This window comes from Streptomyces sp. NPDC107538 (assembly GCF_055657445.1).
This window is the reverse complement of sequence record NZ_JBVKAY010000001.1, coordinates 1293147-1316352: the sequence shown is the minus strand read 5'-3', so window position 1 is coordinate 1316352 and position 23206 is coordinate 1293147. Positions and strand designations below refer to the sequence as shown.

Sequence of the window (23206 nt, the reverse complement as noted above, 5' to 3'; positions counted from 1 at the left end):
AGTGAATTCTCAACGATGCTATCGAGCAACGGTCTTCGGGAGAGGCCGGCGGGTCCGGGGGCCCGGGGCGGGAGTCCCGCTGTCGGGGGCGGCGTCCCGGGGTTGCGGGAGTGGGTCGTCGGAAGGACGTGTCTGGTGATGAGCCGTGCGGTCGCGTGGGTTCTGGTGGTGTTGGCCGGCCTGATATGCGTGCAGGCCGTTCCGGGGCCGGCGCGAGCGGCGGAGCGGGTGGCCGATGCGGAGTGCTGGAGCGCCGGGGCGGCGAGGGCCGAGGTGCGCACGTCGGTGCGGTTGGAGCACGACGACACGACGTACACCAAGATCGTGACAGAGCTGACGGTCGACCTTCCCCGCACGTGGCCGCCGGCGCGGGATCTGCTGCTCAGCGAGGACAGCCGATCGTATGCGACGGCCATGGCCTGTCTCACCGGCGTCGACCGGAACGACCCGAACTGGCACGAGCAGCGGACCGGGAACCCGGTCGTCACGTCCAAGGGCGGCTGGGTCCATGTCGTGTATGCGGCGCACGGCTGGATCGACGACCACCGGGGGCTTACAGCCGTGGGGCTGTGGCGGGTCGCGCCTACCGGAGTGGACGAGTGGGAGATTTCGTTGGCTCCGCCGGCTACCTTGCTGCATGCCAGGTGGGACGAGATCACCGTGGATCCCGGACGGCCCGGCGTCGAACGGGCGGAGCCCGAGCCCAGCGCGGGCGACGGGACCACTGCCCTGGTGTGGCGCCCAGGAAAGGTGGACCAGAAGCGCCTGACGGCGGACGGACTGCCCGAGCAACTGGCCGTGACCGCCGTGCTCCGGCCGCCCTGGCAGCGTTCCTGGGTGGTGTGGAACGGCCATCCGACCGCCGTGGGGCTGGACTTCCTCGGCACCGTGCTCTGGTCCTCCACCATGGGGTTCCTGCTGCTGACGGCGGTCCGGCGCTACCGCCGGCACCCCGGCGTACCGAACGCTTCCCACCGGCCCCTGGGCAATCTCAGGACATGGGCGATGGCCGCCATCGCCCTGTCCGTGCTCGCCGCCGCGGACGGCCTGACGGAAGTGATCGTGCATCATGTGCTGGGCCAGCCGGGCTTCGGCCTGCAATTGGTCGTCGAGCACACGGTCGCGTTGGCGTCCGTTGTCGTGCTGTTCGCCGTAGCCCGTGCGTCACGCCGGGTGTGGTTGTCGGCTGGTTTCGTGGCGTTGGCGCCGCTGGCCGCGATCGTCTTCTACGGCGTGGACACGGCGACAGGAGTGAGCGAGGCCGTCGCCGGGGACGGCTACGTCGACCTGGAGCGGGCGATCGCCCGGCATGTCGCCGTCTCCTTCAGCCTTGTCGCTCTCCTCCTGCTGGCCTTCGCCGCGGCGGCCTGGCGGCTGGCCGTCGAGGGGCAGTTGCTGCCGAGGAGCCGCCGCTTCCCTGGCCGGGACCGACGGTTCCGGCTTCGTGTCGCCGGGCCGACGGTCCTCGTGGTCACGCTCGCGATGGCCGGGTGCTTCGCGCTGGTGGAGGAACGCAACTGGCAACGGGCCGGCTGGCTGATGGACCGGGCGAACCATGAGTTCGGGGCGGAGCACCGGTGGGACTTCATCTGGGAGGCGATGTGGTCCGTCTCCTACGTCGAGGACTGGTTGGTGACCGAGCACGGCTGGTGGCTGACGGGCCTGGCCGTGATCGCCGTGCTCCGTACCCGCCACGACTCCGCCGCCGTCTCCCCGTTGCACGACTCGGCGGACCGGATCGCGCTGCTCGCCTTCTTCCCTCTCGTCGTCGGACTGGACCCCCAGAACCACATCGACAACGCGCTGCTGGAGTTCCTCTGGACACCCCTTTACATGCTGGCCCTCTACGGGGTCACGGCGCTCCTCGCCCACCGTTCGGTCCTGGCCCAGCCCTTCGAGATCTCCGGACGGCCGCTGTGGACGGTGGCCGGGCCGGTTGCCCGTGGGCGGCTGCTGGCCAAGGCCCGTTCGTACCGTGAGGTCCACGCCGAGCTGCGCCGTCTTGACCAGGGTCTCTTCGGTGACGTGCCACCCAGACGCGACGCGCTGGAACGACGGCTGAGCAAGCTGCACAACTGGCGGGTGAACAGCGCACCCGATGCCGCCCCCGACCGGTTGCCCGCCAAGGTGTCTGTGGTGGACGCCGTGCTGGCTCTGGGGCCCCGGGACGACTGGTGGGGCAACGGTGTCCGCGGTGCCCGCTTCGCTCTCGTGCCCGGGGTACCGGCCGCCGTCCTCAACACCTGGTCCCAGTGGATACGGGGCGAGGGCTGGCAGAACACCCTCGCCGATCTGCTCGGCTTCGCCGGTCTGCTGAGCACGCTCGTCTCCTGGACGGCCACGTTCGCCGGGGCCGGTCTCGTCCTGGGCGCGCTGTGGCGCGTACTGCCCGGTCGTCGCGGCGCGGTCAAGGCGCTCCCCGTCGCCGTGGCCTTCGCGTTGCCCGTGGGCCTCGACGTCCTCGTGGCCCGGCTGCTGGGTGAGAGCTCGGCCAACGTGGCACTCTACGTCGCGACCATGCTCTTCGTGCTCAGCATCACCGCGATCGCGCTCGACCTGGACACTTTCTCCGGTGAACGGCGTTACTGGCAGAGCCGGTTGGGGCTGCTGCTGTCCATCTACCAGATGCGGTACTACTCCCTCCAGATCGCCTACCTCATCGGCCAGGTCATCGCCATCATCACCATCTGGCAGTTCTTCGTGGAGCCGGACGCCGTGCCTTCAGGCGGGGAAGCGCCGCCGGCGTCGAACGACTGACGGCGGGGGCCGAGCCTCTGCATGACGACATCCTCTCCGGGTCTCGTCGACGTGGGCGACATGGGCGACGTGGGCGGGAGCCGTGGTCTTGATTTGGCAGGTACTGCGCAACAAAGCTTGCGGGGCCCCTACTCGTCGAGCGTGATGTGGAGTTCCGCCGTGCCCCGCCTGATCCCGGACACCCGGCCGCAACGTGTGCTCGCGGCCTCGAACTTCGTCTACACCATCGGCAGCGGGCTCTATCTGACCGCCGGAGTGCTGTACTTCACGCAGGCGGTGCGCCTTCCGGCGGAGCAGGTGGGGCTCGGTCTCGGTCTGGCGGGTCTGGTCGCGCTGGCCCTGGGTGTGACGGTGGGTCATCTGGCGGACGGGTTCGGCGCGCGCGGTGTCTACGCGGTCACCCTCACCGTGCAGGCCTCGGCGACGGCCGCCTTCGTACTGGCGGACAGTTTCTGGCCGTTCGTACTCGCGGTCTGCGCGGCGGCGGGGGCGAAGACGGCGGGTACGGCCGCCCGTTCCCCGCTCATCAGACATTACGGAGGGGACCGGCCGCAGGAGTTCCGCGCCTATCTGCGGGCGGTGACCAATCTCGGTATCTCGCTCGGTGCCGTGCTGGCGGGCTGGGTGGTGCAGGTGGGTACGCTGACCGCGTACCAGTTGATGGTCGTCGGCAACGCGGTCGCGTTCGTGTTCTCCGCGGTGGTCCTGGTGCTCCTCCCCCCGGTCGCGCCGCTCCCCGCTGTCGGCGGTCCCCGTTGGGGGGCCCTGCGGGACCGGCCCTATCTGCTGCTCACCGCCCTGGACGGTGTCATGGCCGTGCAGTTCAAGGTGCTCACCGTGGGTATCCCGCTCTGGCTCGTCGGTGCCACCGCGGCCCCGCACTGGCTCATCTCGGGCACCATCCTCACCAGCACGGTCATCGTCATCGTGTTCCAGGTGCGGGCGAGCCGCAGCATCGTCTCCCCGGCGGCCGGCGGTGAGGCCTACCGCCGGGCGGGCGTGGCCTTTCTCGTCTCCTGTTCGCTGATCTCGCTGGCGGCGGGTATTCCGGCGTGGGCCGCCGGGGCCCTGCTCGTCACGGCGGCGGTGATCCACACGATCGGTGAACTGTGGTACTCCGCCGCGGGCTTCGAGGTGTCCTTCGCTCTCTCCCCGCAGCACGCCACCGGCGAGTACCTGGGCGTGTTCGGCCTGGGCGCGGGGCTGGCCGACGCCCTCGGGCCGGCCGTGATCATCTCGCTCTGCATCAGCTGGGGCCGCCCCGGCTGGTACGTCGTCGGGGGTCTGTTCGCCCTGACGGGGCTGGCCGCGCCGTCCGCCGTGCGCTGGGCGGAGCGGCGGCGGTGTGCTCGCCCGACGGAGTCCGGCCCGGCGGAGAGCGCGTCGGCCGCGGGGTCTGTGTGACCTCAGCGGGCGGTCAGGCGCACGGTGGCGTGGGCCGGGCCGTTGACCGTGATCGAACGCAGCGGTTCCGTGTCTCCGGCCGGCTCGATGACGGTGACCTGTTCCGTGAGGGTCTCCAGGAGCATGCGGGTCTGGTGGCGGGCCATGGTGCTGCCGATGCAGACGTGTTCGCCCGCGCCCAGGGCGAGATGGCGGTTGGGCTGCCGGCCGAGGTCGAACCGGTCCGGGTCCGCGAACACCGACTCGTCCCGGTTGGCCGAGGGGATCCACAGCACGACACGGTCGCCGGCGGCGATCCGCCGGCCCCCGAGTTCCGTGTCCGCGACGGCCGTTCGCATGCTGTGGGTGGCACTGCTCGTCCAGCGCAGCACCTCCTCCACGGCGGTCCTGACGAACCCGCCGTCCCGGTCCCGCCGTTCCCGCTCCCGCTCCCGCTCGCGCTCGGGGACCAGTCGCTCCCACTGCCGTGGATGCGCGGCGAGGGCGAGGATCCCGGCGGCCATCGACAGGCCGGCGTTCTCCGACGCTCCGACGAGGTTCTCCACGCCCAGCAGGATCTCGGTCTCGGTCAACAGCTCGCCCTGGACCTCGTTGTTGACGAACATGCCCATCGCGTCGTCGGCGGGCTCCTCCATCCGCGCGTACATCAGCTCGATGAAGTACCGCATCAGCGGGAGGTGGCTGGTGAGCGGCTTGCCGGCGGCGAACGCCTCCGTGGTCCAGGTCAGCAGCTGTTCCCGGTCCCGTGGCGGCACACCCAGCAGTCTGCCGATGTTGTGGCTGGAGAGCCGGGCGCCGATGTCGTGGACGACGTCGCAGGTGCCCGACGCAACGGCGCGCGTCACCACCGAGCGGATCTCGGCGCGCAGTTCGCCCGCCAGGGAGCGGGCGCAGCGCTCGGTGAACCGGTCGGCGAGCTGACCGCGCAGGGCGCGGTGCCGGGGCGGGTCGGTGAGGGCCATGGTGAGGCCGCTGCCGGGGTCCTCCCCCAGTTCCGTCGCACGGAGCAGGACGCCCTGCTCGGAGCTGAAGAGGGCCGGGTTCTGGTACACGTCCCGGATGTCCTCGTACCGGGTGAGCGACCAGAAGCCCGGCAGGTCGCCCGGTTCGTGCCAGTGGACCGGTGTGTGCCGTCTCATCCAGCGCCACAGCTCGTGCACCTCGCCGGTCGCGTGCAGTTCCGGGTCGAGGACACCGGCGGGGTCGGTGGTCACCACGGTCATGAGGGGGCTCCCGTCGCGAGCGGGGCGAGACGGCCGTGGAAGCCGTCGAGCAGTTTCCTGGCGGTGGTCTCGGCGACGGCCTCCCGTCGGTGGGACAGCACCACGTCGAGGGTGCCGTCCTGGTCCGGCCACACCTCCAGGTGCAGTTCCAACGGCAGGGCCGGGTACGGCCGGCGCAGATGTGTGGAGAGGACGCCGGGGAGGTCGAGCCGGGGTGGAGGGTTGTCCTGGAGGGCGAAGAGGGTCTGGAACACCGGCGGTCGGCCCGGCGTCGTCGCGGCGCCCTCGGCGACGGCCGTGAAGGGGACGGCGCCCCGGCCGAAGGCCTGGTGGACCAGTCTGGCGGTCTCCCGGATGCCGTCCGCGCCGCCGGCCACGGCCGCGCCGCGCAGGCGCACCGGCACCATGTCGATCAGGCAGCCGACAGCATGGTCGAGCTCCGGGAGGGTGCGCTCGGCGACGGGGACGCCCACGGCGAAGTCCCGCTGCCCGCAGATCTCGGCCAGCGTGTCGGCCCAGGCCGACAGGAGCACCACGAACCGGCTCGCCCCGAGGGCCGCGCCCCACGCGTCGAGCCTCGCCGTGAGGGTGGCGGGTACGGACCGGGTGAGGTGTCGTGTGCCGCTCCCGCCGGGGCCGGCCGGTTCGGGCCAGCGGAGCTCGGGTACGTCCTGGAACTCCTGCCGTGCCCGCGCCGTTCGTGCCGCCGGGTCCGTCACGGCGGTGGCCGCCGCCGTCCGTGCCGTCAGCGCCGTCCGTTCGGCCAGGGTCGGCGGGACGGGGCCCGGATCGCGTCCGGCGTAGGCGTCCGACAGGTCGCGTGCCAGGACGGATTCGGACCGTCCGTCGAAGACGATGTGGTGGACGAGGAGTCCGAAGAGCCAGCCGCCCCGGTCGGTCACCGGCACCAGCGCGGTGCGCCACAGGTCGGCGTCCTGCGGTTCGAGGGGTTCCGCGAAGAGCGCCCGCAGCGCGGCGACCGCCTCGTCCACGGTCGCCGCGGCGTCGAGCCGCTCCAGGGGCGGGGCGGAGATGTCGGTGACCTCGGCATGTGGCCGGGGCTCCACGCGGAAGGCGGTGCGCAAGGCCTCGTGCCGCTCATGGACGGTGGCGACGGCCGCCTCCAGGGTGTCCGGGTCGAGCCCGTCGTCCAGGTGCCAGGTCATCAGGCAGTACTGGGACAGGTCCTGCGGCGTCGTCAGATGGCGGGTGAGGAAGACCAGTTCCATGGGGGTCAGGGGGATGCGGGGGATGTCACCGCTGGGTGGTGGCGTGGTGGCGTCGGCGGCCGGCGTCGACCGCAGCCAGGTGGCGAGGCGTTCGGCCGAGGGGTGCTCGTACAGGACCGGCAGGGGAACGGGCCGTCCCGTGCGTTTCCCGATCCGGGTGCAGACGCGGGCGGCCTGGAGCGAGGAACCGCCCAGCTCGAAGAGCGAGGCGAGCGGGGGCACGGAGTGTCTGCCCAGGACTGCGGCGAACGTCTCGGACACCAGGCGGATGTGCGGGTCGTCGACGGTCCCGTCGGCGGGGTCGTCGGCGGGGTCGTCGGCGGGGTCCCCGCCCCGGTGAGTTTCGTCCGGTGCCTGGGGCAGGCTCGCCAGCAGGGCCCGGTCGTCCAGCTTGCCGGTGCCGGTCAGGGGGAAGGCGTCCACGACGGCGACGGTGACGGGACGTTGGTGCGATGGCAGGTGGCGGGCGACCATCGCCGACACGTCCGCGAGAACATGCTGCACCGGCTGTGCTCCGGTGATCCGGTGCGGTACGCAGAAGGCGACCAGTTCGAAGGCGCCGCCGAGTTCGTTCCAGCGTGCAACCACCCGGCAGTCGGTGACGGTGGGGACCAGGCGGACGATCTGCCGTTCCACCTCGGCCGGTTCGACCCGGTTGCCGCGGACCTTGACCTGCCGGTCGAGACGGCCGAGGAACTCGATGATCCCGTTCTCGTCGCGGACTCCCAGGTCTCCGGTGCGGTACAGCCGGACCCGCTCTCCGACGATGTCGACGTCCGTGAACTTCTCGGCCGTGAGGGCCGGTTCACCGTGGTAGCCGTGGGCCAGGCCGTCGCCCGCGACGCAGATCTCCCCCGGCTCCCCATCAGCGCAGGGGCGGTCGCCGTCGAGGACGAAGACGGAGGTGCCCGGCACCGCGCGCCCGAGCGGGATGCCGTTCGGGCGGGCGCAGTCCGTGACGGTGACGCGGTGGGTGGTGGTGAACACCGTGCTCTCGACCGGACCGTAGCCGTTGATGAGGGCCGTGCCGGGGAAGCGGTCGAGGAAGCGGCCGACGTGGCGGGCGGAGAGGCGTTCGCCGCCGATCATCAGCTGCGACAGACCGCTCAGCGCGGACAGGTCCTCGTCGACGATCAGGTTGAACAGGCTGCTGGTCAGCCACACCGTGTTCACTCCGTGGTCGGTGACCGACGCGCGCAGGGACTCGGCCGTCAGGAAAGGCTCGTCGATCAGGACACAGGTTCCGCCGTTGTGGAGCGCGGCCCACAGTTCGAGGGAGAACGCGTCCCACGGCAGCGCCGCCGCGAGCGGGACGACCGTGTCGCGGTCGAAGCGTGCGAAGGTGCCGGGCCGGAAGAGCCGGGCCGTGGCCCGGTGCGGGGTCACCACTGCCTTGGGCCGTCCCGTGGTGCCGGACGTGAAGAACACACAGCACGCGTCGGAGTCGCGTACCGTCACGGCGGCGCGTGGCGCGGGGCTCTGCTGCGGGCTGTGGTCGGACGGGTCCCACAGCGGTGCGGACAGCCGTGCCTCCGTGCCCGGTCGGGCGACCACGAGAGGCGGGCGGAGCTGTGCGACCACGGTGTCGAGACGGGTGGGCGGCCACTCGGGATCGAGCAACGCGTAGGCGGCTCCGCATTTGAGAACGGCGAGCAGGGCGACGACCAGGTCCACGGAGCGTGGCATCAGGATCGGCACGAGATGACCCTGCCCGACACCGACACCGACACCGGCGGCGGCGAGCCGGTCGGCCCATCGCTCGGCGCGGGCGTCCAATTCACCGTAGGAGAGCCGGCTGTTTCCAGCAATGAGGGCTATGCGATGCGGCGCGGCGGCCGCCTGTGCGGCGAAGACATCGTGCAGTCCTTCCCCCGGTGATTCCATCGACTGCAACTCGTCGGCTCCCTTCGCAATCAGGAGCGTACGACGTTGTCATGTCTGATCGTTTCCTGCCAACCTCCTTTTCCCAAAAAAGGGTTGAGACTGTCTGCATCATGAATATGATCACGGGGCGACACGGCACCGGCGCAGCATCTGATGGAATATCCGATTTCCAACGGCATGATGGGGGACGTTGTGACGAGTCGGGATCGTTCCCTGGACATCGCGGTCACCGGTATGGCGGCACGGTTACCGGGCCCCCGGAAAATCGACGAGTGGTGGGACTCGCAACTCCGGGGCAGTGTGCACAGCCGGAGATACACGCGAGAGGAGTTGCTCGCGGCCGGTGTGCCCGTCGCGTTGGCCTCCGACCCGGACTACGTGCCCGTACGCGGTCATCTCGACGACTGGGACCGCTTCGACCACGACTTCTTCCAGATCCGCGGTCGCGAGGCGGAACTGATGGACCCGCAGCATCGCTGGATGCTGGAGGTGGCCCACAACGCCCTCGCGGACGCGGGGATTCCGCCCCGGGACGACACGCTGGTGACCAGCGTCTACGCGTCGATGACGGGCAGCGGCTACATGCGCGCGATGGTCCGTGGCGGCAATCTCGATCCCGGCCTGCTGGACGACGTGATCCACGGGACCGAGCCGGACTTCATGGCGAGCCGCGTGGCCTACAGACTCGGCCTGACCGGGCCCGCCTTCGCCGTGCAGACGGCCTGCTCCTCCTCCCTCGTGGCCGTGCACCTGGCGGTGCAGGCGCTGCTCGGCGGTGACTGCGACCAGGCCCTGGTGGTGGGAGCCGGCTTCGGCTACCCCCAGGCGGGCCATCTGCACCAGCCGGGAGGCGTGCTGTCCGCGACGGGGGCCTGCCGTCCCTTCGACCGGCACGCGGACGGGGTGATCGCCGGGTCGGGCGCGGGTGCCGTGGTGCTGCGGCGGCTGTCGGACGTCACCGACGACGATCCCGAGCCGTACGGTGTGATCCTGGGCAGCGCGATCAACAACGACGGGCACGCGAAGGCCGGTTACTACGCGCCCTCCTCGGCGGGACAGCAGCGGGTCATCGGCGCGGCACTGGACGCGGCCGAGGTCGACGGCGACTCCCTCGGCTTTCTGGAGGCCCACGGCACGGGCACCCGGATCGGGGACCCGATCGAGTGGACGGCGGCCGGGGCCGCGCTGCGCGCGGGCGGAGCCCGGCCGGGCAGTGTGGCGGTGGGCGCGCTGAAGGCAAGCGTCGGCCACCTCGACGCCGCCGCGGGAGTCGCCGCGCTGATCAGGGCCCTGCTCGTGGTGCGCAGCGGTGTGATCCCGCCCGTCGCGGGGTTCACCGAGCCCAACCCCCTGTTGGAGATGGGGGACTGCCCGCTGTACATACCCACCGAGGCCGTGCCGTGGACCGGCGAGGGCCCGCGTCGCGCCGGGGTGAGCGCGTTCGGTATCGGCGGCACCAACGCCCACGTCGTGATCGAGCAGCCGCCGCCGCGCACGCCGACCGCGCCAGGGGTGGTGCGCCCGCGCGGATCGGCCGCTGGCGAGGCCGGGCGGGTGCCGGTGCCGGTGCCGGTGCGGGTGCCGGGCGCCCCCGGGGAGGCGACGGACCCGCGTGGGTCGGCCGGTGCCGGGGTCGTGACACCTCACGGCAGGGGCCGTGCCGAGGCCGGAACGGCGCACGAACCGTGTGAGCGGCTCGTGCTGTTGTCGGCGGCCGATCCTGCGGCACTCGAACGCCTGGTGGACGAACTGGCCGGTCATCTCGCGGAGCGGGATCCGGATCTCGGCGAGATCTGCGGCACGCTGGTCAACGGGCGCCCGGCCCTGGGCGAACGTCTGGCCGTCACAGGTCGCACGAGCGCCGAGGTCGCCGATCGCCTCGCCACCCGGTCCGGGACCTCCCGGGGCAGTGTGCCGGTGACGGGCCCCGCCCCGGTGGTCCTCCTCTTCCCCGGCGGCGGCGCCCAACGCCCCGGAATGGCCGAGCCCTTCACCGGCCTCCCCGGGTTCCGCGCGGCACTCGACCGGTGCCTCGCGGCCTTCGCCGCCCCGTTGTCCGCGCGGATCAGGCAGGCCGTGTACGACCCGGGCTTCCCCGCCGACGAGCTGAACCGGCCCGCCCTGGCCCAGCCGGCGCTCTTCGCCGTCGGCCACGCGGCGGCGAGGGCGCTGATGGAGCTGGGGGTGCGGCCCGCCGCGGTCTGCGGACACAGTTCCGGTGAGATCACCGCCGCCACGGTCGCCGGCGTCTTCGGTCTGGAGGACGCGGCGGCGTTCATCACCGCGCGCGGCCGGGCCATGCAGGACTGCCCGGAAGGCGCGATGCTGGCCCTCGGGACGGACGTGAAACAGGCGCTCGCACTCGCCGAGGAGTGGGGGCTCGACCTCGACGTGGCCGCGGTCAACGGACCGGACTCCTGTGTGCTGGGAGGGCCCGCCGAACAGGTCGACGCGTACCTGCGGCGCGTCGGCGACACCTGCTTCGTACGGCGTCTGCGCTACTCCCACGCCGGACACTCCCGGCTGATCGAACCCGCGCTGCCCGCGCTCACCCGGGCGATGTCGGGGATCGGACTGCGGCCGTCGGCCCTTCCGATCGCGCTCAACGAGTCGGGCCGGGTCGTCGCGGCGGGTACGGTCCTCCCGCCCGACACGTTCGTCACGCAGGTCAGACGGTCCGTGCTGTTCGGCGCCGCCCTCGACTCACTGATCGAACACCTCCCCGGTGCCCTGGCCGTGGAGATCGGTCCGGGGCGCCCCCTGTCTCCGTCGGCCGAGGCCGCCGGATTCCCCGTGGTCGCCCTGGACCGGGCCAGGGACACACCGGCGTCGACGGCGCTCGCCGGGGTGGGCGCGCTGTGGGCCCTGGGTGAGCCGATCGCGGCGGTCGGGCTGACCGGCGGGGGCCGCAGGGCACGGCTGCCCGGCTATCCCTTCTCGGGGCCGCGTTCGGTGGCCCCGGAAGCGCTCGCCCCGGCCGAGGACACCCCGGCCACCGCGCCTCAGCAGCCACCGCAGCCGCCGACCGGAGCACCGGGACAACCGATGGAGGCGCCGGAACCCGGACCCCCGGCGCCCGTCGGCGCGGCGGAAGGAGTGACCCGGATCTGGGCGGAGCTGCTCGGCCGGGACGTTTTCCCGGCGGACGCCGACTTCTTCGCCGAAGGCGGTGACTCCCTGCTGATCACCCGGCTCATCCGCAGGGTGAACAACGAGTTCGAGATCCGTGTCCCCGTGCGCGAGATGCTGGCCCGGCGGACACTGAACGGCCATATCGCGGTGGTTCACCGAATCCAGGACGAATCCGACCGCTAATCACCTTCCCTAAGCACCTTCCCGATCACCTTCCCGGCCAGGGGCGGGGCGAACACAATTCGACCGCCCCCCACAACACGGATCACCCAATTCCGCTTATTGCACGGGGGAGTTTCTCTGTTGTCTGTAGCGCACCACATGAATGCGATCGGCGAACCACTGCCGAATGTCCCGTTCGTTCCCGCGCACGAAGCGGTGGCCCGCGTGGCCGCCGACCGGCCGGCGCAGGCCGCCGTGCGGTGCGGTGACACCGAGGTCACCTACGGCGAACTGATCGGCTGGTCCCGGCGGTTGTCCCACCGACTGGCCGCCGCCGGGGCGGGTGCCGGTGACCGGGTCGCGCTCGTCGCCGAACCCTCGGTCACGATGATCGCGTCCGTGCTGGGCATCCTCGGCGCGGGCGCCGCCTATGTGCCCGTCGACCCGGCCCAGCCGGACACCCGTCTCGCCGCGATCCTGCACGACGCCCGGGTGAAGGCCGTCGTGGCGACGGCACGTACGGGGCGGCGGACGACCGCCGTCTCCCGGGTGCCCGTCGTCACGGTCGCGGACGTCCCCGACGAGGAACCCGGAGGGCTCCCCGGATCCTTTGCCGCCGAAGGCGCCCCCGGATCCTTCGCCGCCGGGGTCGGTCCGACGGACCCGGCCTACCTCATCTACACCTCGGGCAGCACCGGTGAGCCCAAGGGCGTCGTCGTGGAGCACCGGAACCTCGCCGCCTCGACCCGGGCGCGGCTCATGACCTATCCGGGAAGTCCGACCTCTCTCCTGGTGTCACCGCTGGCCTTCGACTCGTCGGTCGCCGGGATATGGGGGACGCTGCAGGCGGGCGGCTACCTGGTCGTCGCGGCCGAGGACGAGGTGCGCGACCCCGAGCGGCTGGTCTCCCTCGTCCGCCGCCACCGGGTGGACCGCGTCCTGTGCGTGCCCGCGCTGTACGGGCTGCTGCTCGACGCCGCCGAACGTACCGGAGCCGGTGGCCTGGCCTGCCTTCGGCAGGTGATCGTGGCGGGAGAGGCCCTGCCGCAGTCCCTGGTCGAGAGGCACTTCGCGGTCCACTCCCCCGGGGTGGACCTCGTCAACGAGTACGGCCCGACCGAGACGACCGTGTGGGCCACCTTCCGCCGCTTCACCGGTGTCGCACCGGTCGGCATCGGCGGGCCGATCCCCGGGGCCCGGCTGTATGTCCTCGACGACGCACTCCGGCCCGTACCCCCGGGTGCGGAAGGGGAGTTGTTCATCGGCGGGTCCGGGGTGGCCCGTGGCTACTTCGGCCGGCCCGAGGCCACGGCGGCGGTCTTCCTCGACGACCCGTTCGCCGACGAGCCGGGCGCGCGCATGTACCGCACCGGTGACCTCGTGCGCGGGAACGCCGCACACGGGCTGGACTTCGTCGGCCGCGTGGACGACCAGATCAAGGTCCGGGGCCACCGGGTGGAGCCCGGTGCGGTCGAGTCGGCGCTCCGCCTCCTGGACGGCGTCCAGGAGGCGGTCGTACTGCCCGACGCACGAGGTACGGGCCTCATCGGCTTCGTCGCCTCGCTGCAGGGCGCGGACCCGGTCGCGCTGCGGCGCGCCCTCACACACGAGTTGCCCGCCGTGATGGTCCCCCGCGAACTGCGGGTACTGCCGGAGCTGCCGCGCAACCTCAACGGCAAACTCGACCGCGCGCTGCTGCGGACACTCGCCGCAGAGCCGCTCGCCGCCGAGTCACCCACCGACCGGGCCCCGGCCGCGCCCGTCTCCGGCGATCCGCTCACCGCCCAGGTGACCGCCGCTTGGGCGGAGGTCCTCGGCACCCCCACCGTGCCGCCGGACGTCAACTTCTTCGATCTCGGCGGTCATTCGCTGGCCATGTTCAAGCTGCAGGACGCACTGGAGCAGCACTGCGGCCTGCGGCCGTCGATCGTCGACCTCTTCCAGGAGACCACCGTGACAGCACAGGCCGCGCTCATCCGCGCCGGCCGCGAACAGGGGGAGGACGCGGCGGCCGGGTCCTCCGCCGAGGCCGCCCGCCGGGCCCGTACGGCCAGGCTTCGCCAGCAGCGCGCCCGCAAGGGGGTCCGCCCGTGACCGCCGACCTCTCACGCCCGCTGATGTGCGACACCGCGCGGCCGGAAGCGCGGATCCGTCTGGTGTGCTTCCCGCACGCCGGCGGGTCGGCCTCGTTCTACCGCGGCTGGGGCGGTGCGCTGACCGAGGCGGAAGTGCACGCCGTGCAGTACCCGGGGCGCGCCAACCGGTTCGACGAGGAGCCTGCGCACGACCTCGTCCGGCTCGCCGGTGACATCGCCGACGCCCTCGAACCGCTCGCGGATCGCCCGCTCGCCTTCTTCGGGCACAGCCTGGGCGCGCCCATCGCCCTGGAGACGGCCCGCGCGCTGCAACGCCGGAACATCCACATCGAGCACCTCTTCGCCTCGGGCTCGCGTGACGCTCCGCTGCCCACCGGACTCGTCGCCGAGGAGGACCCCGACCGGCTGCTCGACGATCTGGTCAGGATGGGCGGCACCGACGCGGAGATGGCGGCCGACCCGATCTTCCGGGAGGTGGTCCTGCCCTATCTGATCGCCGACGGCCGGATGTTCCACGACTACGTCATGCTTCCCGAGCCGTTGCTCACCTGTCCGGTCACCACGATCGTCGGCGACCGGGACGACGACGCGGACCGTCGTCCGTGGAGTGCGTTGAGCACCTCGCCCGTCCGGGAGGTGGGTGTCTTGGGCGATCACTTCTACCTCATCGCCGACCCGCCGTACGCGGTGCTGCGCAAGGCCCTCTCGGACCCACGGCACGACACCCACTGAATTGCGGGACCGATTACGGCAATTCCTACGAGATTCCAAGGTGCTGCCTCGCACGGGCCGCGGGCTGCCGCGTAAGTGGCGGCGATCGCGGTCGTTTGGGACCACACCGCCGCCGGGGCACTGTACGACCCGAAGGACCCGTTCAACGAGGCGGTCGCCGCGCTCTACGTCCAGGCCTCCGGCGGGCTCGGCGAGCTGTACGCGCCGGTGCTGTCGCTGACGGCCGGTGACGCGGAGCGGCGGCCCGGCCTGCTCGGCTGCATCAAGGGGCTACGGTTCATCCGGATCGAGGCCTTCGACACCGACGCCGCGGTCACCGCGACCGAACTGCTGCGCTTCGGGCACTCCTGGGCCGCCGTCCACGCCATCCACGCCGCCAGGCCCTCAGCCGCCCACCCGGCTGGACGGTTTCTGCTGTGCCCGGGGCGCGTGGGGGTGTGCTCGGCGCCGGCCCGGGTCAGGGGCTGCCAGGGCGCGTCGTCGAGGGCGAGGTGGGCGGGCCGGCCGGCGTCTGGGGATCGAGGCGGGCGATGAGGGTACGGCTGACCCGCTGGAGTTCCTCGTCGTGGTCGATGCTCTGGAACCTGCCGCCGCGCCGGGGCTGAGCCATCTGCTCGCGGAGGAGGGGCAGGGCCGGTGCCGCGAGGGGTCCCATGCGGTCCAGGCAGTTCACGACGTGGTTGGCCGTGGCGGGATTCTGGGCCATGGCCTGCAGCAGGGCGTCCACGACGGGCGGTGCCTCAGCCTCGCCGGCGATCTCCCAGAGCGCGGCCGCGCAATGCACCCGGACCCATGCGTAGTCGTGCGTCAGCAGGCTTCGCAGGCGCGGCCGTGCGACGGAGGCGGGCGGGCCGATCTCGCCGAGCAGATCAGCGGCCTCAGTGATCCGGAAGGTGATCGGGTCGTCGAGGAGGCTCAGCAGGAGCGGCATGACCTCGGCCAGGTCAGCGCCGGTGGCCCACAGCGCGGCGACGGCGGCGGGCCGTACATGCGCGTCGGTGGCGCAGGTCAGCGACCGGATCGTCTCGCGCGCGCCGGCTGCCGCCGGGCCGAACGCCTCCAGGGCCTTCAGGGCTGATCGCGTGACGCCGTGCTGCCCATGGCGCACCGCAGTGCCGAGCGTGTCCACAAGCGCAGGAACCGAGGCCGGATCACCGAGGGCGGCCAGGGCGGTCAGGATCGCGTCGGCGCTCATCGAGTTGCACTGCTGGGAGAGGTCGAGCCGGTGCAGGTGGCCGCGGAGCCGGGGCGCCAACTGGTCCGCCGCCTGCGGCAGATGCCCTGCGACCTGGATCGCACGCCAGGCATCGACGTCACTGTCCAGCGCGGCCAGCAGACTCGGCAGCGCGCGTTCGTCGCCCAGGCGCGCCAGGGCCAGGACAGCCTCCTGGTGGCTTCTGCGCAGCGACACATGAGGGGCCGCCCATACGTGCGGGCCGTGCGCCGCGTCTTGGGCCTCGATGTGCGCGGCGAGTGCCTCCCGGGACGGGGCGCCGATCGGATGGCAGGAGGCCAGGACGGCCGCAGCTTCGGCGGCGATCTCCAGGTCGGCCGAGGTGAGCCTGCCGGCGACCAGCAGCAGGAGCCGGGTGTGGTCCCCGCGCAACCAGGTGCGCATCAGCTCGCCGCTCATCCGGACCGCGTCCAGGCACGTGCCGGGGTCGGAGCTGCTCAGCTGCTCGGCCAGCACCGCGGTGCGCTCGGGGACCCGGGCTCCCAGGGCTTCGTGGAACGTACGCAGCAGGGCGGTGGTCGGTGCGTACACGCGCGTGCGCCGGTCGAGATCCTCGAAGGCGGCGACGATCTGGGGCGCAACTGCGCCCGTGGGCGCCGCCGGAGGGCTCGCAGCCGGTGCGATCGGCCGCACGGGTACGGCGTGGGCGGTCTCGCGCAGCAGGCCGACGGCGACCGGCACAGTGTCCTCACCGATCTCGTCCGGGGCGCAGCGGGCCCGCTGGACCACGGCCGCGAGCCGGGTCACCGGGCCCTGGGCCGGGTCGGCGGCGAGCTCGGAGAGCCAGCCCCTCACCTGGTGCGAGGCCGCCGGCCGACGCAGTGCCAGGGTGGCGGCCGCCTCAACGATGCGCAGCCGCGCCGCGACGCCCTGCTCGGCGGCCAGCCGTTCACGCAGCACGGCGGCGGCCCGGCCGGCGTCGTCGAGGAACAGTCCGAGCCCGCCGATCGCGGCCAGGCGCACGTCCGGGTGGGGGTCGCGGGCGAGTTCGGCGAACTGCGCACCCCGCATCCGCAGGAAGGAGACGGCCTGCCCGCAGCCCATCGGCGGGTAGTACTCGATCTCGGTGCCGTCGTCCTCAAAACCCCGCTCCAGGGACTCCCGGCCAATGCTGACCAGCAGCGCGACGACAGCGGCCCGCTCCGGCGTGGTGTCATCAGCGGCCAGCTCGAACAGGAAGGGCACACTGGCCGCGGTCGAGGGGTAGACGCTGCCCTGATGATGGACCGCGCCGTAGAAGCGGTCGAGAGCCGTGCGGCGCTCCCCGGTGTGCGGGGAGCGCAGCGCCCGCAGCAGTGCCGGTACCTCCTCGGCGGTACCGTACGCGTGCTCCATCGAAGCCCAGTCGATGTCATCAAGTCCCTCGAACATGATCCGAACCATGCCAGGCGGCACTGACATTGATGCTGAAACGCGGGTTCCGGTGACCATGGCTCGGCACTGACCGACGTCCTGCTGGACCCGGCCCAGGCCATCCCTGTCACTGGCACTCTCACCGCCATGATGCTCATGGCCACCGCCACCGGACTACTCGCTGTCACCTTCCTGGCTATCGGGCTCCGAGACGACACTCAGGACGAAAACCCGAACGCTCAGGCAGGCCGACAGGAGCGCACACCGGCCACCTGTTGATGACGCTCTCTGAAAAAGCGGCTCTGTCCGCAATTCCGTGAACGAACAGATGGCAGGGAGCGAACGTGCCGCATGTGGCACTCTGGCCGGATGCCGGAGAGCGACCGAGAACGCACGGTAGACGGCTGGATCTGGAACGAGAACGTCCAGCCCTTCTTGGCTCTCTTGGCGCGTTACGCCGGCTATGACTTCGATGGCGCCGACTGGCAGGCGGTCGAACTCGGCCTTGAGGCCACCGATGACAGGCACCCGGATCGCTGGTACAGCTATCCACTCGTCGGATCGGACCATCACCTTCAAGTGCACCTTGCCAAGGCCGTGGGTGGCGATGAGGTTTCTGTCCGCGTGGCGGGAACTTCCAACCCTGCGCTGCTGCTGAGGGCGGACACCCTGATAGCGGCCTTTGCCACCAGACTCGTCGCATGAGGCGAGCGTGACCCTACATAGCCCTCTTGAGCGTTTTCACCCGGTTCACGTGCCCTTCGACGCCCCCGGAGCTCCAGAGTGGAGTCAGCCCGGCGGTCACAGCGCCGGGATCCTGGCGGAGGAAGCCGGCGTGCGCTCAGCAACATTCAGCCGAGGCACGGTAGTTGTCACCGTCGCCCTCCACAGTGAAGGTCTCTCATCTCCACGGCAAGCGTCGACTGGTGTACGTCGGCCGGGACTTCCTCGCGCCGCGCTGCCGCCTTGCCGGTGTGTGCTTGGGTATCGCATGTGTCACATCCGACCCAGTAGCGCCCGTCGAGGTCGGGCAGCCGGTAGCTTTTCGGCGTGCTCGGGCGCAAGAAGACCGTTCAGAATGCGACGGTCGCGAAACATATGACCGCTTTCTTCAGCGAGTTGACGGCGGAGGACCGTAAGTCTTCCCGGTTGGTGGGCCAGGCCTACGGCGCGTTCCTCTTCGACAGCCGCAAGCGGAAGCTGGTGGACGAGAAGAGGTTCTCCAGTTCGGCCTTCCACATCGGTCTAGGCGTCGGCGACGGAGATCTCACCCGTCTCACCAAACGCGGCGTTCTGGTTGCCGACTCCCTCCTGCTGGCGCACGGCCAGGACTTCCCGCGGCATACCGTTGCAGGACTGACCAGGAGGAGAGAGGGTCAGGATCCGGGAAGTGGCCCCATGGCCGACCCTTTCGCAGCGGAGATGGGGACCATGGTCACCAACACCTCGGAAAACCTCGCCATGCACTGCCCGGATCTGGAGAGTCTGGGGCGCTGGATCCTCGACATCGAACCGCTGCTCAAGGCTGGTCTCGCCTGGTATCTGCCGACCTATTCGGTCGACAGGCAAGAGAGCTGGACTCTCCTGAACGACGCCGGCGCTTCCGGGGGCGAGGACAATGAGCGGCTCGTTCCGAGTGCACTCGACTTTCTCATCCGCAGTGGAAAAGTCATCGAGGAATACGACGCTGGGCCGGTGAAGAGCCAGGTCGTGCGGCCGGTGCTGCGGTTCGACCTGCCGTTCGTCGATGGTGTGAGCCTTCGGGACTTCAGTCAGCTGACGGTCCACGAATTCGCCTCGTACGCGGGGTTCCGGGGTTTCCTGCGCCAGACGTTCCTGGAGCTGGATGACGCGCTCAACGCCGTGCAGTCCGAACGGGAGCTGACCATGATCGGGCTTCGGATCGAGGACGAGATCCGGGGGATCCAGACTCAGTTGAGTTTGGCGCGCAGGAAGCGGGCCGTCGCCGTGACCGGAGCGGGAGTCGGCACGGTGGGTGCCGCGCTGGTCGCGGTGTACGGCCCGGCGTTTCAATCGGCGTTGGCAGTTCTGGGGGCCGCGGGAGCTGGTGGCGTCTGGGGGATCATCCAGGCGGCGGCCGAGAACGGCCGGCACTCTCTTCGCCAGGACAAGTGGTACTACGTGTGGGCGCTGGCGAGGAAGAGCCACCAGTACCGCCTCTGATTCGCGGCATCGAGCTACGGCACCTGGTCACATCGACTTCGTGGCTGGCTCTCGAGTGTCCAGGCTTCACCGAGACGCCGGACGGCCGAAAGTCTCACGGAAGTCCGGCACCGCAGGCTGTATGGCGGGCATGCCCGGTGAACTCTGCGACCGGACAGTTGGCTCTCAGCTGACAGCCTGACCATGGCGGATCAGAGCGGGGCGCAGACGTGGTCGGGGCGGGCGAGGCTGGGTGTTGTAGAGCCGCCGCCGGGCGCACCGGCCGGGACAGTGCGGATGGTCACCGTCAGCCGGGCCCGGCAGGTGAAGGAGCAGAAGTCCCGCGACTCAAGGATCTCCTCAGGCCGGTGTGCCTGGAGATCGAGCACCTCGATAGCGCGGCCGGTGAGCGCATCGGGAAATGTTGATGCCACCGCTCTGGTCGCCACGCCGGGGCCGCTGCCAGAGGGGCGTAGATGCCGCCACCGTCCTGAACTAGGACGCGTATCGACTCGTGATCATTAGGTGGTCCGGGTGAGGTCTTTGATCCAGATCATCGAGGCGCGCAGGTGGAGGCCGGAATTTGTTCACCGCCTGGGCACTGCACTGCGATGAGGGCGGCGGCTCCGACGGCTTCTTGGCCGCGATGGCTTTCGAGGTAGTCCGGGACTTGGACGGCACGGTTGAGGGTTGCCCTCACAAGCCCCTCTCGTTTGTCCGGGGCTGTCTCGTCCAAGGTGTAGGCGAAGTCGGCGGCCTCGTCATTCATCGACCGCCGACACCAGGTCAGGAGAGCAGGACGCGTTTCCGTAGGAGCGCGAACCCTGCGCGTCCGAACAGCTGCCGTTTGGTGAGCACCTCCGCGAACGAATTCGTCAGCTCGGCTGCGGAGGCCAGCTCTGGGCAGCGGTGGCGGCGGAGCGGGTGGTGCGAAGCCTTCCGGCCGGGGCAGGTCGCGTCGGGCCCAGTCGCGGACGGTGGAGTGGTGGCCGCGGAAGCCGCGGGCCGTGATCTCGCGACAGAGGTCGAGGACGGTCACCTTCCCGTCGTTCTCCGCCCGGCGTTGTGCCAGGTAGGGCTTGAACGCGTGTGAGGCGCCGCCTGACTCCGGACTTGTCGGTCTCGCCGCCGCGGCCATCGCTCAACTTCGACGGTATTTCCGGCGCCATCCCTTTGGGACGCTTGGCACCGGGCTTGGGTTCGGTTACGCGGTGGTGACCTGCCCGTCGACGACTTGCACTGGCACGTTGCTCAGGGGTTTTGTTGCCGGCCCGCCGGTGACTTGGCCGTTGCCGTCGAAAGTGGAGCCGTGGCATGGGCAGCGGAAGCCGGAGCCTGTGCGCGTGATGGGGCAGCCCTGGTGTGTGCAGGTGGCGAGGAATGCCATGAAGGTGTCGGTCGAGGGGCGTAACAGGTATGCGGCGGAACCGTTCGGTGCGGTGAAGCGTGTCGACGAACCGACGGCGACGGCAGAGACCGCAGCGATCACTGTCGGGGAGTTCGTTCCTGGGGCTGTTGGCCGGCTTGGTTTCGGGTTGGTGGTGGTGCGACGGGTTAGGGCGATGACGCCGCCGCCGAGGGCAGCGGTCGTCGCGGTGATCAGGCCGCCCCAGAGCACAATGCGTCGCTTGACGTTATCTGGGGTGGAGTTCGGCTGGCGACGACGGTGTATCGCGGCGCGCAGGCGAGCTGTCGTGGAGAACAGGCCCGCGTCGCCGGCGACCAGCAGCGGGGTCCAGGCGGCTGCGAAGACGATGTCGGCGCCGAAGTAGTACGGGCGGGTCGTCCAGCTCACGGTGAGGAAGAAGCTCAGTGCGAGGAGAAACCCGCCGAGTGCGGCGATACGGGTGAACAGCCCGAGCAGAGTACCCAGCCCGACAGCGACCTCGCCGAAGGCGATAACCAGGCCGGTGCCGGTCGGGTGTTCGGCCGCGAATGACACCAGCGGGCCGATCGGGGAGGTCGTCGCGGCGTGCAGCATCTGAGCGTGGACGCCGAGGGGTGAGGTGTGGTCCAGGTAGTGGGGGTCGAGGATTTTGGAGATGCCTGCATAGAGGAATGTGCCGCCGAGGAAGACGCGTAGCGGCAGGAGTGCCCAGATCGGTGTCCGTAGTGGCGCATCGGCCCGTGGCGTTGTTTCGCCGGGGGAGGGCGTGGGGGACAAGAGAAGTCGCCTTTCATGTCGCAGGTGTGGCGACGAGAATCCCGGTGCACATTTCGTCGTTGGTGCCGTCACCCCCCCCCCACACACACACACACGACGTATCGCAGCGGGAGTTGTTTTCAGCTGCGGCAGGAGTTTGCGCAGCCCGGCGAAGGGAGTGCCCAACTGCTCGTATTTCTGGGCGCCGAAGTTGAACGACGGCACGTCGAGAATGGTGTGGGCATCGGTGGAGCCGGGGTTGACCTCGACCTTCATGGAGCGTCCGAGCAGGTGATCGACCGCTCCGCTGCCGGGTCAGCCGCCCAGGTCACCGCCCGTCCGACCGCCACGACGCCGCACGGGTGTGAGTTCAGTGCGGACGTGTGTGAGCTCAGAGCTGTTTTTCGGCTTGTCGACCTCAGTGAGCTCACACACGTTCGACGCCTCGTCAGGACTTGCGGGGGGAGACCGCCATGATGCCAATGCACATCTCGTCGCTGGTGCCGTCGCCCCACACCACGTAGCGCGGCGGCAGCTTGCTCAGCTGCGGCAGGCGTTTGCGCAGCCCCGCGTCGTGCGTGCACGTCACCCGCAGGGTGTCTCCCGGGCCGATCTCCACCGGCGACGGCAGCTTCATCAGCCGCTGGTTGTCGAAGTCGAACTGCGGCACGTCCAGCACGACCTTGGCCTTCGGCGTGCCCGGGTTGAGTTCGACCTTTATGGCCCGCCCGAGCATGTGCATGTGGCCGAAACCGGCGAACAGCGTCATCGGCGCCTCCACCTCGTGGTCGCAGGTCTGGGTGGCACCGGGCTTCGGCGCGCCGCCCTGGTTGCACTCCTCCACCTGACGGTCCGCCATCTCGCCGACATCCGGCCCGAACCGCTTCGTCACGTCCGCGATCGAGGCCGCCCGGTCACAGAGCGGACCCGACTCGTCGGCGGCGCAGGGCAGGTCGGTCGGCGCGTCGAGCGACCACGTCTCGAGTTCCCGGGTCTGCGGCGTGCCGTCCGTCAGCCGCAACCGCACCGCCGAGCGGTCCGACCCGGCCGACTTGCCGTCGGTCGCGAGCAGGTTGTAGTGGATCTGGAGGACGAGCAGGCCGCCCGGCTCCAGCTTGTAGCCGGCGTCCTGGTCGAGCAGCGTCTCCTTGGCGCCCGGCGCCCAGGTGTCCACCCACGCCGCTTCCCCCTCTTCCACCTCGGCGCCGTCCACGCCGGTCCCGCCGAAACACTGCCAGCCGAGGCCGGGGGTCTTCGCGTCCTTCTCGCGCACCGCGGCAGCGCCGCCCGGCGGCACCGCGTACACGATGGCGTGGTGTGCGACGGCGACGTTCTCCGGCGTGAACTGGGTCCCGGTCAGGAACGCCGCCTCGGTCAGGCCCGGATCGATCATCTGGCACCGGTACTCGTCCGTGCCGCCCTCCGGCGGCGCGGGCGTGTATGCCTCGGCCATCTTCAGGTCGACGAACCGCTCGCCGGCGCGCAGCGGCTGCGGTGGAGCCGACGACCCGCTCGCGTGCGCGCCGTGCGATCCGGTCGCGGCGGGCGCCGCACTGTTGTCGGCGTCCGACCCGCAGGCGACGACAGCGAACGCCGCCGCCAGCACCATGGTGGCCGCCCCTAACCTCAACCGCCCGGGCGGCGCTTTCCCTGACGGTGCTGCGTTGACTGCCATCACTAGCCTCCTACATACG

General features: G+C 70.8%; 15 protein-coding genes. 8 read left to right on the top strand and 7 right to left on the bottom strand.

Translation table 11 applies throughout. The features are described 5' to 3' along the window. Positions 1-138: 138 nt before the first annotated feature. Positions 139-2757, top strand: coding sequence for a DUF6185 family protein (locus ACZ7MG_RS05720; protein ID WP_471393975.1), 2619 nt, complete (start codon positions 139-141; stop codon positions 2755-2757). Between the two features lie 159 nt (positions 2758-2916). Further along, positions 2917-4161, top strand: a complete 1245-nt coding sequence (locus ACZ7MG_RS05715) for an MFS transporter (RefSeq protein WP_471393977.1) — start codon at positions 2917-2919, stop codon at positions 4159-4161. A 2-nt stretch (positions 4162-4163) separates the two neighbouring features. On the opposite strand, the gene ACZ7MG_RS05710 is transcribed toward ACZ7MG_RS05715, so the two are convergent. Then, a complete protein-coding gene (locus tag ACZ7MG_RS05710) occupies positions 4164-5384 on the bottom strand; it encodes a cytochrome P450 (protein ID WP_471393979.1) in 1221 nt (406 codons plus the stop codon). Further along, on the bottom strand, positions 5381-8497 hold the full coding sequence (locus tag ACZ7MG_RS05705) for an amino acid adenylation domain-containing protein (protein ID WP_471394301.1): 3117 nt from the start codon (positions 8495-8497) through the stop codon (positions 5381-5383). The genes ACZ7MG_RS05710 and ACZ7MG_RS05705 overlap by 4 nt, the downstream gene beginning before the upstream one ends. A 192-nt stretch (positions 8498-8689) precedes the next feature. Between ACZ7MG_RS05705 and ACZ7MG_RS05700 the strand changes: the two genes are divergently transcribed. The 4 genes from ACZ7MG_RS05700 (at position 8690) to ACZ7MG_RS05685 (ending at position 15153) form a co-directional block, all read left to right on the top strand. Next, the gene (locus tag ACZ7MG_RS05700) at positions 8690-11812 is read left to right on the top strand and encodes a type I polyketide synthase (RefSeq protein WP_471393981.1); all 3123 of its coding nucleotides are present in this window, start codon (positions 8690-8692) and stop codon (positions 11810-11812) included. Between the two features lie 204 nt (positions 11813-12016). Next, on the top strand, positions 12017-13885 hold the full coding sequence (locus ACZ7MG_RS05695; RefSeq protein WP_471393983.1) for a non-ribosomal peptide synthetase: 1869 nt from the start codon (positions 12017-12019) through the stop codon (positions 13883-13885). After that, a complete protein-coding gene (locus ACZ7MG_RS05690) occupies positions 13882-14619 on the top strand; it encodes a thioesterase II family protein (protein WP_471393986.1) in 738 nt (245 codons plus the stop codon). Before ACZ7MG_RS05695 ends, ACZ7MG_RS05690 begins: the two co-directional genes overlap by 4 nt. 75 nt (positions 14620-14694) lie before the next feature. Next, complete coding sequence (locus ACZ7MG_RS05685) at positions 14695-15153, top strand: PIN domain-containing protein (RefSeq protein ID WP_471393988.1); 459 nt, start codon at positions 14695-14697, stop codon at positions 15151-15153. On the opposite strand, the gene ACZ7MG_RS05680 is transcribed toward ACZ7MG_RS05685, so the two are convergent. After that, a complete protein-coding gene (locus ACZ7MG_RS05680; protein WP_471393991.1) occupies positions 15077-17224 on the bottom strand; it encodes a HEAT repeat domain-containing protein in 2148 nt (715 codons plus the stop codon). The two genes, ACZ7MG_RS05685 and ACZ7MG_RS05680, sit on opposite strands and share 77 nt — an antisense overlap. A 351-nt stretch (positions 17225-17575) precedes the next feature. Between ACZ7MG_RS05680 and ACZ7MG_RS05675 the strand changes: the two genes are divergently transcribed. Together ACZ7MG_RS05675 and ACZ7MG_RS05670 are read left to right on the top strand one after the other, a co-directional pair. Then, the gene (locus ACZ7MG_RS05675) at positions 17576-17911 is read left to right on the top strand and encodes a hypothetical protein (RefSeq protein ID WP_471393993.1); all 336 of its coding nucleotides are present in this window, start codon (positions 17576-17578) and stop codon (positions 17909-17911) included. A 345-nt stretch (positions 17912-18256) separates the two neighbouring features. Further along, entirely contained in the window at positions 18257-19390 is a 1134-nt protein-coding gene (locus tag ACZ7MG_RS05670; protein ID WP_471393996.1) for a hypothetical protein, read from the top strand. A gap of 191 nt (positions 19391-19581) precedes the next feature. Here ACZ7MG_RS05670 and ACZ7MG_RS05665 read toward each other — a convergent pair whose 3' ends face one another. The 4 genes from ACZ7MG_RS05665 to ACZ7MG_RS05650 form a co-directional block, all read right to left on the bottom strand. Beyond that, on the bottom strand, positions 19582-19818 hold the full coding sequence (locus ACZ7MG_RS05665; RefSeq protein ID WP_471393997.1) for a hypothetical protein: 237 nt from the start codon (positions 19816-19818) through the stop codon (positions 19582-19584). 104 nt (positions 19819-19922) lie between these two features. Then, a complete protein-coding gene (locus ACZ7MG_RS05660) occupies positions 19923-20138 on the bottom strand; it encodes a DUF4259 domain-containing protein (protein ID WP_471946109.1) in 216 nt (71 codons plus the stop codon). 435 nt (positions 20139-20573) lie between these two features. After that, on the bottom strand, positions 20574-21788 hold the full coding sequence (locus ACZ7MG_RS05655) for a Rieske 2Fe-2S domain-containing protein (protein WP_471394002.1): 1215 nt from the start codon (positions 21786-21788) through the stop codon (positions 20574-20576). Positions 21789-21960: 172 nt separating this feature from the next. Beyond that, the gene (locus tag ACZ7MG_RS05650; RefSeq protein ID WP_471394004.1) at positions 21961-23187 is read right to left on the bottom strand and encodes a monooxygenase; all 1227 of its coding nucleotides are present in this window, start codon (positions 23185-23187) and stop codon (positions 21961-21963) included. Positions 23188-23206 lie beyond the last annotated feature (19 nt).

Coding starts and splice junctions, on each gene's coding strand:
- ACZ7MG_RS05720 (WP_471393975.1), top strand. CDS start 139: ATGAGCCGTGCGGTCGCGTGGGTTCTGGTGGTGTTGGCCGGCCTGATA.
- ACZ7MG_RS05710 (WP_471393979.1), bottom strand. CDS start 5,384: ATGACCGTGGTGACCACCGACCCCGCCGGTGTCCTCGACCCGGAACTG.
- ACZ7MG_RS05705 (WP_471394301.1), bottom strand. CDS start 8,497: ATGGAATCACCGGGGGAAGGACTGCACGATGTCTTCGCCGCACAGGCG.
- ACZ7MG_RS05680 (WP_471393991.1), bottom strand. CDS start 17,224: ATGTTCGAGGGACTTGATGACATCGACTGGGCTTCGATGGAGCACGCG.
- ACZ7MG_RS05675 (WP_471393993.1), top strand. CDS start 17,576: ATGCCGGAGAGCGACCGAGAACGCACGGTAGACGGCTGGATCTGGAAC.
- ACZ7MG_RS05660 (WP_471946109.1), bottom strand. CDS start 20,138: ATGAATGACGAGGCCGCCGACTTCGCCTACACCTTGGACGAGACAGCC.
- ACZ7MG_RS05655 (WP_471394002.1), bottom strand. CDS start 21,788: ATGAAGGTCGAGGTCAACCCCGGCTCCACCGATGCCCACACCATTCTC.
- ACZ7MG_RS05650 (WP_471394004.1), bottom strand. CDS start 23,187: ATGGCAGTCAACGCAGCACCGTCAGGGAAAGCGCCGCCCGGGCGGTTG.